Raw genomic sequence first — 17,479 nt, forward strand, 5'->3', positions numbered from 1 at the left:
CATCGCTGGCAGAGGCAGGAACCGTAAGAGTGTGGCGGCCCTCCTCCTATCTGGAGGGCAGCAACAGGCTTTTACAGGCGGTGTTCTCGGGGTTGCCCCCGCTGGTCATCGAGGACGTGGCCGACGGGGGTGAGCGGATCGTGGTGCGGGCCCAGACGCCGCGGTCCGCCCGGGGCGCGGGGCCTGGTCGGGACGGTTCACGGCTATCAATGGCGGAAGGTCGCGGGTGTTCCGATGGGCGGGCGGCAGGTGGTGTGCGGCGTCTGGTGTGCCCCCGCGCCCGACTGCTGCCACACCTTCCGCGAGCAGATTCCGGGGTGATGGAGCGATACCAGCGCCGCGCCGTCCGCTTGAACAAGCAATTAACCACCGGAGCCTTGACCCGTTTGTCCCTCAGCCGGTGCCGCCGGCACCGACCGTCTGCCGACCGGGCCGTGGTCCGCAGCCGACCGGAACATCCTGTGACGGTGCGGTCGCAGTGTTTGGCCTAGACGTTGCCTCCGATGAGGACGGCGTCCCCGATCGTGGCGGCGAGCCGGCAGATGGGGCCCCGACCACCGTGATGATGGGCTATCGGCAGTACCACGAGCAGCAGGTGGCGGTCATGACGGCGGGCGGAAGGAGATGACGGTGCGCCCATCGTGTTCCCGTACGTCGGCATCGACGCCGTACACGTCGGCGAGCAGGCCGGCGGTGAGAACCCGGCCGGGTGGGCCGGAGGCGGCGACACGGCCGTGGTGCAGCACCACCACCGTGCTGCAGAACATGACGGCCAGGTTCAGGTCGTGCAACGCTGCGAGAGTGGTGACTTTCGCGCGGCGTACCAGCGAAAGCAGTTGAAGTTGATGCCCGATGTCCAGATGGTTGATCGGCTCGTCGAGTAGCAGCAGTTCCGGTTCCTGCGCGAGGGCCCGGGCGAGTTGGGCGCGCTGGCGTTCCCCGCCGGAGAGGGTGAGCCATTTCCGGCTGGCGAACCCGGCCATGTCCACCCGGTCCAAGGCCTGGTCCACGGCCGCATGGTCGGCGTCGGTGTCGGACCAGCGGGACCGACAGTGCGGGATGCGACCGAGTAGCACCACGTCACGCACGGTCAGGTCCAGATCGGTCTCGGCGTGCTGAGCCAGCAGCGCGACCCGCCGGGCGAGCGTGAACCGCCGCATCCCGGCGATCGGATCCCCGGTGATCGAGACACCTCCGGTATCGGGGCGAACGAGGCCGGCGACGGCCCGTAGCAGGGTGGTCTTGCCGGAGCCGTTCGGGCCGAGCAGCCCGACTAGGCTACCGGCCGGCACGGTGCAGGTGACGTGGTCGAGGATGCGGGCGGCCGGGACCGTCCAGGACACGCCGGTGATCTCGAGCATCAGCCGCGCACCTCCCGGCGATGCAGCAGCAACAGGAAGGCTGGCACGCCGAGCACGGCGGTGAGCACACCGACGGGCAGCTCGCGCGGTTCGAACACGGTGCGCGCGGCGGTGTCCACCCAAATCAGGAAGATCGCGCCGGCCGGGACGACGACCGGCAACAGGCGGCGATGATCTGGGCCGGTCAGAAACCGTGCGGCGTGCGGCAGGATCAGCCCGACGAAACCGATTGCCCCGCTGATGGACACCAATACGGCGGTCAGCAGCGCGGTCCCGATCAGCAGTAGCCATCGGCTGCGGCCTACGTCGACGCCCAGCGCGGCCGCCGCCTCCTCGCCGAAGGCGAACGCGTTGAGCGTCCGGGCGTGCGACAGGACCAGCAGCAACACGATTGCCAGCACCGGAAGAGCGCAGCAGACCTTCGCCCAGCCGGAGCCGGCGAGCGAGCCCGACAGCCAGAAGGTGATGCTTTGGGTGGCGCGTGGGTCACCCACCCAAATGATCACAAAAGAGGTGCAGGCGGCGCACAGCTGGGCGATGGCGATCCCGGCCAGCACCACCCGGGTCGGAGCGAGCGCACCTCGCCGCGCGGTCAGCAGCACCACGACCGCGAACGTGGCCAGGGCGCCGGCGAATGCGCCACCGCTGACCGCGACCATGCCGCTGCCGATTCCCGCGACGATCACCAGCACCGCGCCGAGCGCCGCCCCGGAGGAAACCCCCAGTAGGTAAGGGTCGGCCAGGGGGTTGCGCGTGACGGTCTGCATGACGGCACCGACCGCCGCTAGCCCCGCGCCGACAGTCGCGGCGGCGAGCACTCGGGGCAGCCGCAGGTTCCAGACGATGTGGCCGCGCAGTACCGATACATCAGCCTTGGCGAGGCCGAGGTGCTCGCCGATGATCGCCCATACCGTGCCGATGGACAGGTCCGCCGCGCCGATGGTGATCGCCGAAATCACCGAGGCCAGCAAACCGGCCGTGAGCGTCAGCGTGATGGCGGCCGTGCCGGCGGTGCGCACCCGGGTGGTGCGCGCCGCCGCCCGGTCCGTTGTGGTGATCAGTTTCCGGCCTTGGCCGGGAGGGCACCGATGCCCTGTGCCAGGGCTTCGATGCCGAGGACGCTGCGGACCCCGGCGACGGTGCAGGAGAACGGGATCACCACGTACCGCTGGCGTTTGACCGCAGGCAGGTCCTTGAGCGTGCTGTGCCCGGCCAAGAACGCCTTTTTCTTTTCTGCGGTATCCCAGGACGCGTCGACTAATACGATGACATCGGGGTCGCGTTCGACGACTGTTTCCCAGCTGGTGTCGGCCCAGCTGCCGCCCACGTCGGCGAACACATTCGTCACGCCGGTCGCGGCCATGACCATGTTCGGTCCGCCGCAGCAGGCGCCGACGCTCGGCGCGTCGCTGCCGCCGTCCCACCACATGCTCCGGGTGCCGTTGCCGTTGGCGTTACCGGCTGCCTTGTCGATGCGGGCCTGCTGATCGGCGATCAACGCCTCGGCCTGATCGGTCACCCCGAAGATCGCGGCGATCTCCCGGATCTCGGTGAAGACATCCGAGATCGCAAGCTTCGGCGGCCGGGTCTCCTTCGGGCAGCCGGCGGGGGAGATGTAGGTGCCGACACCGAGCTTCTGCCATTCCGCGCGGTCACCGACGCCCTCGTCACTGAACGCGCTGTTGAATGCGGCGTAGACGAAGTCCGGCTCCGCCTCGAGGAGCTTCTCCTTGCCCGGGTACTCCTTCGCCAGAACGGGGATCTTCGCGTAGGCGGCCGCATAGTCCGGCAGGATCTCGTCGTCGAGGTAGGCGGTGCCGATCATCCGGTCTTGCAGGCCCAGCGCCAACATGATCTCGGTGGCCGGCTGGTTCATCGTCACCACGCGGGCCGGCGGATGGGTGACCGTGACCGGGGTCCCGCAGTTGGTGACCGCCACCACAGCGGGGCTTGGAGCCGACGTCGGCGAGCTCGTCTCGGCGGCGGAACAGCCGGCGATCAGGATCGGGAGCAGAGACAGCGGCGCGGCGACGCGCCAGGACATGGGGAACCGCACAGCGGGACCGCCTTCCAACACCTCGTGGACAGGTCGTTCTGTTGCCGTGGCCGGTCTCCTGGCTGACGGGTGTACCTGCCGGCGGCCGGCCTTCCCAGGCGATGAGCCCAGTGACCTCGCGAACGACGAGGGCCGACGGCATTCCCGATCACAGTGGCGAGGGCCGCGCCGGCATCGCACCGGCTTCCCGAACACCACGGCGCACACACCTTAACCACCGTTGTGCCGACCCGGTCACTGCGTCCGCAGTTGCTGTCGTCACATCGGTTTCGACCTGCTCGGTGATTCTGGTCGGGAAGCATCTGGACGTCGAGGCGCTGTTGGCAGCCGCCGAGAGATGATGTGCGGGCGGTGTCGACGATCGGAGCGGACGGGTGAGGGTGCTGGTGCTGGGTGGGACGCGGGAGGCGCGTTCGCTGGCCGATAGATTGGTGTTCGCCGGCGACGAGGTGGTGACGTCGCTCGCCGGCCGGGTGGCTCGTCCGCGGCGTCCCGTCGGTGAGGTGCGGGTAGGCGGGTTCGGGGGGGTGGACGGACTCGTCGGCTATCTCGACGCCGAGGCGGTGGATGTGGTGGTCGATGCCACCCATCCGTTCGCCGAGCGGATCAGCGCAAACGCTGCGGAGGCGTGCCGCCGCGCGGGGGTGCCGTTGCTGCGCCTAGAGCGCCCCGGGTGGTCGACGCGACCCGACGCCGGGACGTGGCACTGGGTCGACGACCACGATGAGGCCGCGGGGGTGGCCGCGCAACTGGGCGAGCGGCCGTTCCTGACCATTGGCCGCCAGTCGCTGCACCGCTTCGCCGACCCGCTGCGTGAACACCGGTGCCTGGTGCGCGTGGTCGACCCACCCGAGATCCTGCTGCCTGTCCGTTGGACGGTCCTGCAGAGCCGCGGGCCCTACCCGCTCGAGCATGAGCGTGGAGTGATGGCCGACGTGGATGTCCTGGTGACGAAGGACTCAGGCGGGGATCATACGGTAGCCAAACTGGACGTTGCGGCCGAGCGAGGGCTTCCTGTCGTTGTCGTGCGGCGGGCCGGCACGCCGACGAGCGTCAGTGTCGTTGCCGAGGTGGAAACGGCTTACGCCTGGGTTCGAGCGCAGCCGGCACGCTAAGCGGGCCGCAGCGATGGCACAGCGGTACCGCGGCCCCTGCGATCCGGCCGGTCGACGTCCTACAGGGAGGCGGCGAGTTCGCGGCGACGCTGAGCCTCGGCGGCCCGGTCCGCGTCGCGCCCGACCAGGCCGGTCAGGACCACGCCGAGCACCGCCCATAGGGTGGCGATGGTGAGGATCGACTCGCGGCGGAAATACCAGAGCGTGTCGGCCGGGAAGTTGCCGACCTCGTTGACCGTCGGCAGGATCAGGGCGGCGGTGACCACGACGACGAGGTACCCGCCGCAAGCGACCACGACGCTGGCGAACGCGCCGAGCCGGGCCAGCAGACGGCGCGCCAACATGACCGCCGCGATCGCGGCGGTGAGGCTGATCGTCCAGAACCCGAAGTACAGGGCGGTGCGCTCCCCGATGGTGTCGCCGCTACCGACCGCCGGTGGGGTGGACGGGTATTTGAGGAAGGGCACGAGGGCCGTCGTGACGAACCCGGTGGCTGTGACCAGGGCAGTCGAGGAGCGTGGCGAAAGGGAGCCCAGCCGGCCGAGCGCGAATGCCGCGGCGAGCGCACTGGCGCCACCCAGGGCCGTGCCGAGCAGGATCGTGCCGGTGGCCAGGCCCCACGTGGACTGAGTGGCGCGGGAGACGTCGGCGGCCTCGCCATGGCTGTGGTCGCCCGCCGCCGTGGCGTCGTGACTGTGCTCGGCTGCGACTGAGGCGGCCTCTTCAATAGCGATGGCAGCGTTGATCTCGGGTTCGGCGATGGCGGAGGCGATGAGGAAGGCCGCGAAGCCGGCGAGGGCACCGGCGACCAAACCTCGGAGCAGAAAGGTACGGGGGGTCATCTCGGGTCCCGATCGTGAAGACAGCACCGCGGGCAACACAATCTGTCAGCGATGTCTTTGAAGAGAGGAGAATTCGGTGCCGGGTCCGGACAGGAATCCGGGCCGAATGACGCGCGGAGGTCAGTGGCAGGGATAGCCCATGACGTGGCGAGCGTCGTGGACAAACTCGTGAACCATCGTGCCCTCAATGACCGAGAAAGCACCCTGCTCGGCACCGACGAAGAACAGCACCACGAGGGCGAGTAGGGAGAAGAAGCCCGCCCACGGAGCGAGAGCGGAGACCGGGATGCGGGGAAGGGCCGGTACTGCCGTGGTGGCCTGAGGCATGTGACACTCCTTGGGGATTCAGCGTCCCATCGACGGATGTTCGCCTTGGCTGGAGGGTCTGGCTTCGCCGCGAGCGGCGTCACAGTAGCGCGACTGCGCCGGATTCACACCGGCTTCCACCAGCAAGGTGACACGAGGCTAACAGAGCGGCGAGCTCACCTGAAGGCGTAGCGCCGGTGCTTGTGTACTCAGGTGGTCACGGTACGAGGGCGGCTACCGCACCGATGACGGCGACGGCCGGGGCACCGACGCCGGTTGCTGCGGCATCGGTGGCGACGCGGGCCAGCGTGCTACGGACAACCCGTTGGCTGGCCAGACTGGCGTCGGTCACGAGGGCGCACGGGGTGTCGGGGACCAGCCCGCCGTCCAGCAGGGCCTCGGCGATGGCTGGCAGGGTCCGCACACCCATCAGCACGACCAGGGTGGTACCGGATTGTGCCAGTGCGGCGTAGTCCAGCGTGGAAGCCGAGTGGCCGGGCGGAACGTGGCCGGATATCACGGTGAATCCCTGGGCGAGGCCGCGGTGGGTGACCGGGATACCGGCCAGCTCGGGTGCCGCGACGCTGGAGGTGACTCCGGGCAGCACTGTGACCGGGACGTCAGCGGCGGTGCAGGCCTGGACCTCTTCAAAACCGCGGCCGAACACGTACGAGTCACCGCCCTTGAGCCGCACGACGTGCTTGCCGGACTTCGCGTGCTCGACGAGGAGCCGGTTGATCTCCTCCTGGCTGGTCGAGCGTCCGAACGGGATCTTCGACACGTCGATGACCTGCACGCCCGGAGGCGCCCAGGCCAGCGACTCCCAGGGGGCGAGCCGGTCGGCGACGACGACGTCGGCGGTTTCGATCGCGGCTCGTCCGGCGACCGTCACCAGGCCGGCGTCGCCCGGTCCGGCGCCGACAAGCGTCACGCGGCCGGTGTCCGTGGGTGCGGTGGCAGGCTGGCGTTGCGGTCGCGTAACGGAGCGGATGACCAGGTCGAAGGTTGTCTCGTCGACGGGCTCGGCGGTCAACCTGAGGCGGCCGCGTTGGGCGAGGTCCTCTAGGGCGGCGCAGACTGTGGCGGCATGGACGGTCACGTCGGCACCGTCGCGCAGCAGTCCCGCGACGATCGGGACGGCGTGGTCGGCGCCGTCCAGGAGGAGGACGCAGCGTCCGGTGACGTTCATCTCCATGCGGTGTGGACTCCCAGTGCGGTGATCAGGTGGCGGGTGGCCGCGGGCTCGGGCACGGTGATGCGGACCCAGGTGTCGTCCAGACCGGGAACGCCGTCGACGCGACGCACGGCGATGCCGTCGCCGTGCAGCCGGATACGGGCGGCGGACCCCAGCCGCGCGAGTACGAACGGGGCATTGGAGGCGGCGACCTCGATGCCGAGTGCGTTGAGCCCATCGACGAGGACCCGCCGGTGCTGCTCGACTCGATGTGCTTGCCGTCTGGCCTCGCGTGTTGCCTCGGGACTGGCGGTCGCCGCGATGGCGTGCAGGGCCGGGGTGCTGACCGACCACGGCGGCTGCTGCGCGCGCAGGTCGGCGAGTAAGGCCGGGTCGCCGATGACGTAGCCGGCGCGGATGCCGGGCATGGACCATAGCTTGGTGAGAGTACGGATGACCAGCAGACCCGTGACTCGGTGCTCGGCCAGACTGTCTGGCTGGCCGGGCACGAAATCCATCAAGGATTCGTCGACTACCACCACCCGCCCAGGTCGGCACAGCGCACGGATCGTCGCAGCCGGGTGCAGCCGACCCGTCGGGTCGGTGGGGTTGCTGATGACCACGAGGTCCGCGTTCGTGGGGATGGAATCCGGTTCCAGGGCGAAGCCGTTCTCGGGCCGGCAGAGGACGTGGGCAGCGGTGCGCAAGGCAACGTCCGGCATGGTGAGCTGCGGATGTACGACGACCGGGCGTTGCCACGGTCGGGCGCGGGCGAGCAGGAAGAACGCCTCGGTGGCCCCGGCGGTGACGAGGACGTCATCGGGGCGGCGGTCGTGGCGCCGTGCCACTGTCTGCTGCGCCGCCGTGGTGTCGGGGTAGCTGGTGCAGGCGGCGATACCGTCGCAAAGTGACTGGTCAAGCCAGTCCGGGCGAGGCCGCCGGCTCCTGTCGTCCGCGAGGTCGAGCAGATCGTTGCCGATCTCGGCCTCCGTGTCGGCCGGCGGCGGGCACACCACCGATGCCGGCCCGGGCGGCACCAAGGCGCGAGGGGCGGGGCGGGCTTGCGACGCGACGGCGTCGGCGAAGGATTGGGCGAGGTGAGGGTGACCGGCCCAGTGCACGTGCAAGTAGGACGCGCTCAGGGTGGGGCCGGCATAACCGACGGGCTCGGCGTCGACCCTCCAGGCCGGCCGGTCGCCGTGCACCGGGGTGACCGTCGTGCGGTGGAACTCGTGCGCGGTCGCGGCGGCGCCGGCCGGCCCGAGGAGCTGGTCGTCCACCAGGGTGGGCCGCCGGTAGGCCAGGGTGAGGCGCGGCGTCATCGCGGCGTCCGCGTCGAGGGCCCCGACCATGGGGTGGCCGTCGACGGTGTGGCACAGGTACAGCAGGCCGGCGCATTCGGCGACGGTCGGGACGCCGTCCAGCACAGCCTGGCGCAGCTCGGCACGCAGGCTCGTGTTCGCGCTCAGCGCCGCGGCGTGCACCTCCGGGAAGCCACCGCCCAGGTATAGCCCTCGAGCGCCGCTGGGCAGATGTCGGTCTGTCGCGGGATCGAAGGGGATGACGCTGCATCCCGCCGCTTCGAGCAGTTCGGTCGTCTCGGTGTAGCGGAAGGTGAATGCGCGGCCCGCCGCGACCGCCACCACCGGAGCCGCCAAGGAAGAGCGGCACACCTGCTGGCTGGGTTCCCAGGGTGCCGCCTTGAGGTCCGGTGCGGTTCGCGAGATCTCCAAGACGGCGTCCAGGTCCACGTGCGCGGCGACCTGTTCAGCGAGCCGGCCGAGCGAATCGGCCGCCGTGTCGCGTTCGGTGGCCGGAACGAGCCCGAGGTGCCGCGAGGGGGCGGTGATTCCCTGGTCACGCCGGAGGATGCCCAGGATGGGGACGCCAATGGACTCCACGGCCCCGGCGACCTCGGCGGCATGGCGGGGGGAGCCGGCCTTGTTGAGTACGACGCCGGCGATCGTGACGCCGGGCTCGAAGGTAGCCATGCCGTGCACGACCGCGCCGACGCTGCGTGCGGCGTGCGAGACGTCCACGACGAGGACGACCGGTGTTCGGGTCAGCGTCGCGACGTGCGCGGTCGAGGCGAACCCGTCGCCGCCTATCTGACCGTCGAACAAGCCCATCACGCCTTCGATGACCGCAATGCCGGCGTTGCGGGCACCGTGCAGCAGCAGGGGCACGATGAGCGAAGGGCCGACCAGGTGGGGGTCGAGATTGCGGCCGGGGCGGCCGGTGGCGAGGGCGTGGTAACCGGGGTCGATGTAGTCCGGCCCCACCTTGTGGCCGGAGACGACGTGCCCGCGGGCAGCGAGCGCGGCCATCAGCCCGGTCGCGACCGTCGTCTTGCCGTGCCCGGAGGCCGGCGCCGCCACGAGGACCCGTGGCAGGGTCACCATTCGATGCCCCGCTGGCCCTTCTGGCCCACGTCCATCGGGTGCTTCACATGCTGCATCTCGGTGACCAGATCGGCGACCTCCAGCAGGCGTGGGTCCGCGCGGCGGCCTGTGACGATTACGTGCTGGGTGCCCGGGCGGTTCGCCAGCGTCTCGACGACATCGTCGACGTCCACCCAGCCCCACTGCATCGGGTAGGTGAACTCGTCGAGCACGTACAGGCGGTGCCGCTCGGCCTGGATGCGTCGCTTGACTTCGGCCCATCCCTCCGCTGCCGCGGCGGAGTGGTCGTCGTCGGTGCCACTCTTGCGGCTCCATGACCAGCCCGAGCCCATCTTGTGCCACTCGACCGGACCGCCTTCGCCGGTTTCCTCGTGTAGCCGGGCGAGGCGTTCGAGCACGGTCTGCTCGCCGATGCGCCACTTGGCGGACTTGACAAACTGGAAGACGCCGATATTCCAGCCCTGGTTCCAGGCCCGCATCGCCAGGCCGAAAGCGGCGGTCGACTTTCCCTTGCCGTTACCGGTGTGGACCATCAGCAGCGGGCGGTTGCGACGCTGCCGCGTGCTGAGCCCGTCTTCCGGCACGACGAGCGGCTTTCCCTGCGGCATCAGGCCACCGCCTCACGGGCGGTCGCGGCGCGCACCACACCGGTGAGACCGTCGGCCGTCACCTCGCCGAGTGGCACGTACTCGGCCCGTAGGTGGGCGGCGAGCTCAGCCGCCAACCCGAGCCGGAAGCGGCCTGTCTCGCAGTCGACGACAACGCTCTGCGCGCCGGACACGGCGAGGTGCCGGGCGTGGCGATGGGCACGGCCGAGCGCATCAGGCCCGGCAGTGGCCCGCCCGTCGGTGACGACCACGAGCAAGGCACGGCGCGACGGGTCGCGCAGCGCCTCCCGGCGCAGCACCCCCGCCGACTGCTCGAGGCCTTCGGCGAGCGGGGTTCGTCCGCCGGCGGGCAGCTGCGCCAGACGGCGTGCGGCGACGTCGACCGAGCCGGTCGGCGGCAACGTGACGTCCGCGGTTTGCTGGCGGAACGTCACCAGGGCCACCTTGTCACGACGACGGTAGGCGTCCAGCAGCAGCGCGAGGACCGCTGCCTTGACCTGCTCCATCCGACGGCGCGCCGCCATCGACCCGGACGCGTCGACGCAGAGCAGGACGAGGTTGGATTCCCGACCGACGGTCTCGGCCCGACGCAGGTCGATGGCGGACAGCACGAGGCCGCGTCCGGTGGTGCGGCCGCCACGGGAAACCTGGTGCGGTGCGGCGGCGGAGATGGTGGCGGGCAGGTGAAGCCGACCGGTGGTGGACCGGTCGCGTTTCACCCCGGCGACGCGGCCCTGAGGGGTACGCGCTTGCGAGCGGCGTCCGGACTGGCCCTTCCCGGTGCCGTGCACGACGAGCAGCCGGGCGCGAACCGGCTGACCAGCCGGGGTGACCGTCTCGCTCGCCGCATTCGCCGGCGGTGCCTGCCGGCCGGGCTCGGCGCCGGAGCGCGGAAGGGACTCCGATGCGCCGCCCGCGGGTGCCTGCTCGGCCCGATCGTCGTGCGGCGTCCCGCCGGGGCCGTCACCCGGGCCGTCATCCTCGGGGCCGGGATCGTCGCGGCCGAGTAGCTGGTCGAGGCGCTCCTCGTCCAAGCCCGGCTCGTCGAACGGGTTGCGCCGACGCCGGTGCGGCAGGGCAAGCCGGGCTGCCACGCGGATGTCCGCGCGGGTCACCTGGTCACGTCCCTGCCAGGCGGCGTGTGCGGCGGCCGTCCGGGCGGTCACCAGGTCGGCGCGGAGCCCCTCTACGTCGAACGCGGCGCAGATCTCGGCGATCGCCGTCAGCGTTTCCGTGTCGAGCGCCACCGCTGCCACCGAGCGTTGCGCCTCGGCCAGACGGGCGCGCAGCTGCGCCTGCGCGGGCGCCCAGGCCGCGGTGAACGTCTCGGGGTCGGCGTCGAAGGCAAGTCGGCGGCGAACGGCCTCCACGCGCGACGCCGGGTCGCGCGGAGCGGCCACCTCGACGGTCAGGCCGAAGCGGTCCAGCAGTTGCGGGCGTAGCTCGCCCTCCTCGGGGTTCATCGTGCCGATCAGCACGAACCGGGAGGCGTGTTCGACGGAGATGCCGTCGCGCTCGACGCTTACCCGTCCGGTGGCTGCAGCGTCGAGCAACAGGTCGACCAGGTGGTCGTGCAGCAGGTTCACCTCGTCGACGTAAAGCAGACCGCGGTGGGCACGAGCCAGCAGACCCGGCTCGAAGGCGACGACACTGTCGCGCAGCGCGGCGTCGAGGTGAAGGGAGCCGGTCACCCGGTCGTCGCTGGCACCGATCGGGAGCTCCACGAGCCGAACCCGCCGCTCGACGACTCGCGCACGCGGCTCGAACGGTCCGTCGGGAGACATCGCGGCGGGGTCGTCCGGGTCGACGGAGAAACGGTCGCCCTCGAAGACCCGGACGGGGGGCAGCACTTGGGTCAGTGCCCGGACGGTGGTGGTCTTGGCGGTGCCCTTCTCCCCACGGACCAGGACACCGCCGATGAGCGGGTCGATGGCGACCAGGGTGAGGGCGAGGGTCATGTCGTCAGAGCCGACGACGGCACAGAAAGGGTACTGCGCTGGCATGTAGGGCTCCCGCTCGATCTGCCATGGCGGTCCGCGTCGCGGTCGCGTCGCGGGTCGGATCGAGGCCGGTCTTCGGACTTCCCCGGTCTGTGCCGGGGTCACCGCAGCGGGCCCTGTGCCGGACTTTCACCGGCTTCCCAGATTCTCCCCGTAGCCGTCGGCGTGGGGCACCTCGAACCTTCGCCAGCCACCCTAGACGCTGTCCTGACGGTCCGGGCAGGGGTCTCGGTCCCGAATACGCGGGGCTAAGGTTCACCTTTATGAGCGCGCACGTCACCGTCGTCGGGCTCGGAGCCGATGGTTGGGTGAGTCTGGCCGAACCGGCCCGAGCACTGGTACGCAGCGCGGCGACCCTGCTGGGCGGCCGCCGGCACCTCGAGTCGGTGCCTGCGGTCAAGGGGCAGGACCGGGTCATCTGGCCCGTCCCGCTCCGCGAGAGCCTCGCCAGCACGTTGGAAGGCCGCCGTGCGCCGGTCGTCGCTCTCGCCTCGGGAGATCCGCTTCTGTCTGGCATCGGCACGACGTTGCTGGATATCCTCGGCGCCGAACGGGTGACGGTCGTGCCGGCGGTGTCATCAGTCGCTCTTGCGCGGGCGCGGATGGGCTGGCCAGCCGAGACCACGACGGTGATCAGCCTCGTGGGCCGAGATACCCGGCTGCTTGTGCCAGCCCTCGCCGCGGGCCGCCGGCTGCTGGTGCTGTCCAGTGACGAGTCGACGCCCGCGGCCGTCGCGGGGTTGCTCGCGGAACACCGCTGGGGTGACTCGCGGCTGGTCGTGCTCGGTGACCTGGGGTCGCCGACGGAGTCACGGGTGGAGGCGGTAGCGCGCAGCTGGAATGTCACCGATGTGCCGAGGCTGAACGTCGTGGCCGTGCAGGTCCGGGGGACCGGGCCGGGGTGGGCGGCCGGAGCGGTGCTGCCGGACGAGGCGTTCGAGCACACCGGGCAGATCACCAAGCGCGACCTGCGCGCCAGCGCACTGGCGCGGCTGTCGTCCGCCCCCGGGCAGCTGCTCTGGGATGTCGGCGCCGGCAGCGGATCGATCGGGGTGGAGTGGATGCGCGCGTGGCCGACAGCCCATGCGGTCGCGATCGAGCCACGTGCCGATCGGGCCGCCCTGGTTCGTGCCAACGCGCAGCGCCACGGGGTGCCCTCGCTCGAAGTCGTCCAGGCAAGGGCACCTGACGCATTGCGCCACCTGCGACGTCCCGACGCGGTGTTCGTCGGTGGAGGCGCGACGACGCCGGGGGTGCTGGACGGCTGCTGGGCGGCGTTGCATACCGGCGGACGGCTCGTCGTGCACGGCGTCACGGCCGAGACCGAGGCTGTCCTGCTGGAGCGTTACCGCCGCCACGGCGGCGAGCTGGTACGGCTGCACGTCGAGCGAGCCGAACCGCTCGGTCGTTTCACCGGCTGGTCGCCGGGGCGTGCGGTCAGCCAGTGGTCCGTCACCAAGGGAGCGTCATGACCGTCCACTTCGTCGGGGCCGGACCCGGCGCCGCCGACCTGCTCACGCTACGGGCCGTTCGGCTACTGAACGCTGCCGACGTCTGCTTGTACGCGGGCACCTACCTGGACGCGGGAGTGCTCGGCCATTGCCGCCCGCGTGCCCGCCTGGTGGACACCCAGCACCTCGACCTCGACGAGATCACCGCGCAGCTGATCCGGGCGCACGCCGAAGGCCTCGATGTGGTCCGACTGTGCTCCGGGGACCCGTCGCTGTACTCGGCCGTCCACGAGCAGGCTCGTCGGCTCGACGCGGCCCAGGTGCCGTGGGACATCACTCCGGGCGTCCCCGCCTACGCCGCGGCCGCCGCCATCGTGGGTGCCGAGCTGACTGTTCCCGAGCTGGCTCAGTCTGTTGTGCTCACCCGCGCCCAGGCCCGCTCGACGGCGATGCCCGAAGGGGAGAGGCTCGCTGCCTTCGCGACGACCGGCGCGACGCTGGCACTGCACCTGGCGGTCACCCGGACCCGGGAGCTGGCCGCTGAGCTGGCCGAGCACTACGGCGCGACCTGCCCCGCCGTAGTGGTGTCCCGGGCAACCCAGCCCGGTGAACTCGTGCTGCGCGCGACGCTGGCTGACATCGGTGAGCAGGTGGAGGCCGCAGGGCTGCGCCAGGCCGCCGTCATCCTCGTCGGGCCGGCGCTGGCGCCAGATGTTCGCGGCGGCGAGTCGTTTCTGTACGCGGCCGGCCGCGAGCGGCGCACCCACGCCTGATCACCGCACGAATCGAGGACTCCAGACCTGGCCGTTTTCGGTGACGCGGGTGGCCGAGGCACCGATGAGCACCAGGCACCTCATGTCGATCGTCTCCGGCTCCATCTCGCCGAGACTCGTCACGCAGAGGCTCTCGCCGGGTCGTCCGACGTCGCGCCCGACAACCACGACCGTGGCCGACGGCTTCTGTTCCAGCAGCACCGCCTTGGCCCGTGCCAACTGCTCGGTGCGTGAGCGCGAGCGCGGGTTGAACAGCGCGAGCACCAGGTCGGCCTCGGCGACGGCACGCAGTCGCTTCTCCACCACCTCCCACGGCTTGAGCCGGTCGGAGAGGCTCAGCACCGCGAAATCGGCGCCGATGGGCGCGCCCGCACGCGCCGCGACGGCCTGGACCGCCGAGATGCCCGGCACCACGCGGACCGTGACGTCGGCGTAACGAGGGTCCTCGGCAGCTTCGAATACGGCCGACGCCATGCCGAAGATGCCGGCGTCGCCTCCGGAGACAACAGCGACCCGCTCACCGGCCAACGCGAGATCGAGCGCCGCCCGGGCGCGGTCCACCTCGACGCTGTTGCCGGACGCGTGCCGTACCAGCCCGGGCCGTTGCGGCACACGCTGGACGTACGGTCCGTAACCGACGACGTGGTCGACCTCGGCCAACACGTATGAGGCCTCGGGGGAAAGCCACTCCTCCGGTCCGGGTCCCAGTCCTACCACGACGACCTCCGCGCCGGGCGCCGCCCGGAACGGCTCGCGTTCGGGCCGGTCGTAACGGGCGACGCCGGGACGCGTGTCGCCCGGGACCAGGACGATCGAGAAGTACGGGACTGTCGCAGGGTCGACGTCGGCGACGGGGAGCACCCGTTCGGCGTCCATCGAGGCGCGTTCGACGTACCAGGAACCCTTGATGCGGCCAGCCTGCTGCAGCGCTGAGCGGACCTTGGCGAAGGTGCGGCCGAGCTTCATGATCACCGCGCCGTCGGTGTCGGCCAGGCGCCGTGCCAGCTCGGGCTCGGGCAGTGTGCCCGGCAGCACCGTGAGCACGTCGGTCTGGCGCACCAGGGGGAGCGCGGTGGTGGCGGTGGCGGCCGCGAACGCCGGGACACCGGCGATGACGTGAGTCTGGAATTCCTCGGCTAGACGGTCGTGCAGGTACATGAACGACCCGTAGAGCATCGGGTCCCCCTCGGACAGCACGACGACGTCGCGGTCTGCGATCAGGTGGTGACGCAGGCGCTCGGCGCACTCGAGGTAGAAGTCGGCCATCGCGCCGGCATACCCGCCCGGGTGATCGGTCGCCTGCGTCGTGACCGGGTAGACGAGGGCCTCCTCGACCACGCCGTCGGGCAGCAGGCCAGCCGCGATCCGCCGGGCGTTGGAGCTCTTGCCGACGCCTTGGTGGTAGGCCACCACGTCCGCCGCGCCGATGATCCGGGCGGCCTTGAGCGTGATCAGTTCGGGATCGCCGGGGCCGACGCCGACGCCGTAGAGGACGCCACTCATTCCTGCTCCTGTGCGAGGGCGTTGAGGGCCGAGGCGGCCATCGCCGAGCCGCCGCGGCGGCCGGTGACGACGAGGTATGGCACGTCGAGGTTCGGGTCGTCGCCGGCAAGGTCGATCAGCGCCTGCTTGGCCTCAGCGGCCCCGATGAAGCCGACCGGGGTGCCGATGACCGCCGCCGGCCGCGGTGCGCCGTCGCGCAGCATCTCCAGCAGGTGGAACAGCGCGGTTGGCGCGTTGCCGAACGCGACGACGGCGCCTTGGAGGTGTTCGGCCCACAGCGAGACGGCGGCGGCCGAGCGCGTGGTCGACCAGCCCTGGGCGAGGCCGGGGACGCGCGGGTCGCGCAGCAGGCAGCGGACCTCGTTGTCGCGCGGCAGTCGGGCCCGGGTCACGCCCGCGGCGACCATGTGGGCATCGGTGAGGATCGGAGCGCCCGACCGCAGCGCCGAGCGGGCCGTGGCGACCAGCGCCGGGTGGATGACCAGGTCGCGAGCCAGGTCGGCCTGCCCGCACGCGTGGATCATCCGGACCGCGACCTTCTCCGCGTTGACCGGGATGCCCGACAGGTCGGCCTCGGCGCGGATGGTCGCGAACGAGTCGACGTAGATCTGCGCGCCGTCGGTCACGTAATCGTAGCGGCGTGTCGGTGGGGCGAGGGTCATGCTTTCTCCAGGTCGGGCACGATCAGGGTGCGCCACGGTGTGACGACGACGTGCGGGGCGCCCCAGGCGGCAATCTCGTCCACCAGGCGCCGGTCCAGGCCGCTGCCGGGCACGGCGAGGTGCAGCGCGTGGCGCCCGTCGTCCTGAGTGATCCTGCCAAGGGCCGGCGGGCCGGTGGCCACCCGGGTGCCGGGGAGGGCCTCGATGCGGTTGCCCAGCAGGGTTTCGCCGCCTCCTGGCAGCTCGTCAACGTGCCACGGGGACCCCCGCTGCGTTCCGGCGGCCTCGACGAAACGAGCGGCGAGCCTCGTCAGGGCCGGCGCGGCCCGGTCGAGGGTCACCACATCGCCCCAGGCCGAGCGGCTGGCGCGGATCTGGGCACGGTCGGCGTCGACGGCGACCAGGCCGAGGTCGAGGTCGCGTCCAGCGACGTCGCCGCGCCCGTCGTCGAGGACGAACAGGAATCGGCCGGGCAGCCCGGCGAGACCGGCCTCGGCGCACACCAGTTCATCCAGTCGGCGCACGACCGGCCGCAGGTCGGCCCGTCCACCGGCCCGTCCGGTCAGCGGCGAGACCATGATGTTGCGCACCCGCTCGTGGGACGGCATTGGGAGCAGACCCGTGGCCATCACCGCGTCAACGACCGGGTCGGGCAGAAACTCGCCGTCGTGGTCAAAGCCCCGCAGCTGGAGGTTGGCGCGGCTGGTCAGACGTATCGTACCGTCGCCGTGCTGCTCGGCCACGTTTGATAGAGCGACGAGCGCGCCGGTGGGAAGGGTACCCCCCGGCAACCGTACGCGGATCAGTGCGCCGTCCTCGGCAATCCACGGACGCAGCAGGCCGGGGCACCGGTCACGTCGGGTGCGTGGGGTCATGGTGCCATGGTGCCAGGATCCGGCGGTTCCCTGCCCGACGGCTGGGCTGCTACGGTCCTCTCGCCAGTCGAACTCAGCGATGAGCCAGGGAACCCGGTGCGAATCCGGGACTGACGCGCAGCGGTGTGGGTGACGGGCGGAACACGATGCCACTGGACCAACCGGTCTGGGAAGGCGCTCCGTCCGGACGATCCCGAGTCCGAAGACCTGCTGGCCCTCACGGCACCCGCCGTCTGGTCTGACCGGGCTTCGCGAAACAGCCCCCGACCTCGTAAGGGGAACACGTGCGCGCACCTTCAGCCGCCGTCGAGCGGTACAACCTCACCGACCGTGCGACGGGGCAGCGGCAGC

15 protein-coding genes, 1 pseudogene and 4 riboswitches are annotated in these 17,479 nt (G+C 71.0%); of the genes and pseudogenes, 3 read left to right on the top strand and 13 right to left on the bottom strand.

Features of this window, described 5'->3' with window-relative positions; translation table 11 throughout:
• Window positions 1-602: 602 nt before the first annotated feature.
• From ACN27C_RS19675 to ACN27C_RS19685, 3 genes are read right to left on the bottom strand one after another with little or no spacing between them, the layout of a single operon-like run.
• Window positions 603-1,361: an ABC transporter ATP-binding protein gene (locus ACN27C_RS19675; RefSeq protein WP_358177155.1), complete on the bottom strand. Its 759-nt coding sequence runs from the start codon at window positions 1,359-1,361 to the stop codon at window positions 603-605.
• Window positions 1,361-2,380 (bottom strand): FecCD family ABC transporter permease, encoded by a 1,020-nt coding sequence (locus tag ACN27C_RS19680; protein WP_422747296.1) that lies wholly within the window; start codon window positions 2,378-2,380, stop codon window positions 1,361-1,363. Before ACN27C_RS19680 ends, ACN27C_RS19675 begins: the two co-directional genes overlap by 1 nt.
• Before the next feature lie 38 nt (window positions 2,381-2,418).
• Window positions 2,419-3,417 carry an ABC transporter substrate-binding protein gene (locus tag ACN27C_RS19685; RefSeq protein ID WP_421498346.1) on the bottom strand — a complete coding sequence of 333 codons (999 nt, stop codon included), beginning with the start codon at window positions 3,415-3,417 and terminating at the stop codon, window positions 2,419-2,421.
• 31 nt (window positions 3,418-3,448) lie between these two features.
• A riboswitch (cobalamin riboswitch) is annotated at window positions 3,449-3,631 on the bottom strand.
• A gap of 160 nt (window positions 3,632-3,791) precedes the next feature.
• Between ACN27C_RS19685 and ACN27C_RS19690 the strand changes: the two genes are divergently transcribed.
• The gene (locus ACN27C_RS19690) at window positions 3,792-4,532 is read left to right on the top strand and encodes a cobalt-precorrin-6A reductase (protein WP_421498345.1); all 741 of its coding nucleotides are present in this window, start codon (window positions 3,792-3,794) and stop codon (window positions 4,530-4,532) included.
• A gap of 59 nt (window positions 4,533-4,591) precedes the next feature.
• Here the strand turns inward: ACN27C_RS19690 and ACN27C_RS19695 are convergent, their stop codons facing one another.
• The 7 genes and pseudogenes from ACN27C_RS19695 to ACN27C_RS19725 all read right to left on the bottom strand — a co-directional run bounded on the left by ACN27C_RS19695 (window position 4,592) and on the right by ACN27C_RS19725 (window position 11,867).
• Window positions 4,592-5,374: a CbtA family protein gene (locus tag ACN27C_RS19695; RefSeq protein ID WP_358177304.1), complete on the bottom strand. Its 783-nt coding sequence runs from the start codon at window positions 5,372-5,374 to the stop codon at window positions 4,592-4,594.
• Window positions 5,375-5,494: 120 nt separating this feature from the next.
• Window positions 5,495-5,701, bottom strand: coding sequence for a CbtB domain-containing protein (locus tag ACN27C_RS19700; RefSeq protein WP_120569210.1), 207 nt, complete (start codon window positions 5,699-5,701; stop codon window positions 5,495-5,497).
• A gap of 48 nt (window positions 5,702-5,749) precedes the next feature.
• Window positions 5,750-5,825, bottom strand: a riboswitch (adenosylcobalamin (AdoCbl) riboswitch).
• A gap of 72 nt (window positions 5,826-5,897) precedes the next feature.
• The gene (gene cobA, locus ACN27C_RS19705; protein WP_422747299.1) at window positions 5,898-6,875 is read right to left on the bottom strand and encodes a uroporphyrinogen-III C-methyltransferase; all 978 of its coding nucleotides are present in this window, start codon (window positions 6,873-6,875) and stop codon (window positions 5,898-5,900) included.
• Window positions 6,866-7,891, bottom strand: coding sequence for an Rv2231c family pyridoxal phosphate-dependent protein CobC (gene cobC / locus ACN27C_RS19710; protein ID WP_422751656.1), 1,026 nt, complete (start codon window positions 7,889-7,891; stop codon window positions 6,866-6,868). Before cobC ends, cobA begins: the two co-directional genes overlap by 10 nt.
• A gap of 36 nt (window positions 7,892-7,927) precedes the next feature.
• Window positions 7,928-9,256: pseudogene (locus tag ACN27C_RS19715) on the bottom strand (cobyrinate a,c-diamide synthase); the annotation flags it as partial.
• Complete coding sequence (cobO, locus tag ACN27C_RS19720) at window positions 9,250-9,864, bottom strand: cob(I)yrinic acid a,c-diamide adenosyltransferase (RefSeq protein WP_358177170.1); 615 nt, start codon at window positions 9,862-9,864, stop codon at window positions 9,250-9,252. The pseudogene ACN27C_RS19715 and the gene cobO, both read right to left, overlap by 7 nt.
• Window positions 9,864-11,867 (bottom strand): VWA domain-containing protein, encoded by a 2,004-nt coding sequence (locus ACN27C_RS19725; protein ID WP_422747301.1) that lies wholly within the window; start codon window positions 11,865-11,867, stop codon window positions 9,864-9,866. Before ACN27C_RS19725 ends, cobO begins: the two co-directional genes overlap by 1 nt.
• 46 nt (window positions 11,868-11,913) lie before the next feature.
• A riboswitch (cobalamin riboswitch) is annotated at window positions 11,914-12,057 on the bottom strand.
• Between the two features lie 70 nt (window positions 12,058-12,127).
• On the opposite strand from ACN27C_RS19725, the gene cbiE reads away from it, so the two are divergent.
• Together cbiE and cobM are read left to right on the top strand one after the other, a co-directional pair.
• On the top strand, window positions 12,128-13,336 hold the full coding sequence (cbiE, locus tag ACN27C_RS19730) for a precorrin-6y C5,15-methyltransferase (decarboxylating) subunit CbiE (protein ID WP_422747303.1): 1,209 nt from the start codon (window positions 12,128-12,130) through the stop codon (window positions 13,334-13,336).
• Window positions 13,333-14,088 carry a precorrin-4 C(11)-methyltransferase gene (gene cobM / locus ACN27C_RS19735; protein ID WP_422747305.1) on the top strand — a complete coding sequence of 252 codons (756 nt, stop codon included), beginning with the start codon at window positions 13,333-13,335 and terminating at the stop codon, window positions 14,086-14,088. Before cbiE ends, cobM begins: the two co-directional genes overlap by 4 nt.
• On the opposite strand, the gene ACN27C_RS19740 is transcribed toward cobM, so the two are convergent.
• Genes ACN27C_RS19740 through ACN27C_RS19750 form a run of 3 tightly spaced genes read right to left on the bottom strand, consistent with a single transcriptional unit; the run spans window position 14,089 to window position 17,128 of the window.
• Complete coding sequence (locus tag ACN27C_RS19740; protein WP_422747307.1) at window positions 14,089-15,591, bottom strand: precorrin-2 C(20)-methyltransferase; 1,503 nt, start codon at window positions 15,589-15,591, stop codon at window positions 14,089-14,091.
• A complete protein-coding gene (locus ACN27C_RS19745) occupies window positions 15,588-16,253 on the bottom strand; it encodes a precorrin-8X methylmutase (RefSeq protein WP_422747309.1) in 666 nt (221 codons plus the stop codon). The genes ACN27C_RS19740 and ACN27C_RS19745 overlap by 4 nt, the downstream gene beginning before the upstream one ends.
• A complete protein-coding gene (locus ACN27C_RS19750) occupies window positions 16,250-17,128 on the bottom strand; it encodes a sulfite reductase subunit beta (protein WP_422747311.1) in 879 nt (292 codons plus the stop codon). Before ACN27C_RS19750 ends, ACN27C_RS19745 begins: the two co-directional genes overlap by 4 nt.
• A gap of 47 nt (window positions 17,129-17,175) precedes the next feature.
• Window positions 17,176-17,357: riboswitch (cobalamin riboswitch) on the top strand.
• Window positions 17,358-17,479 lie beyond the last annotated feature (122 nt).

It is taken from the genome of Micromonospora sp. WMMD1219 (assembly GCF_049315215.1).
In the GTDB taxonomy this organism is placed as follows: domain Bacteria; phylum Actinomycetota; class Actinomycetes; order Mycobacteriales; family Micromonosporaceae; genus Micromonospora; species Micromonospora tulbaghiae.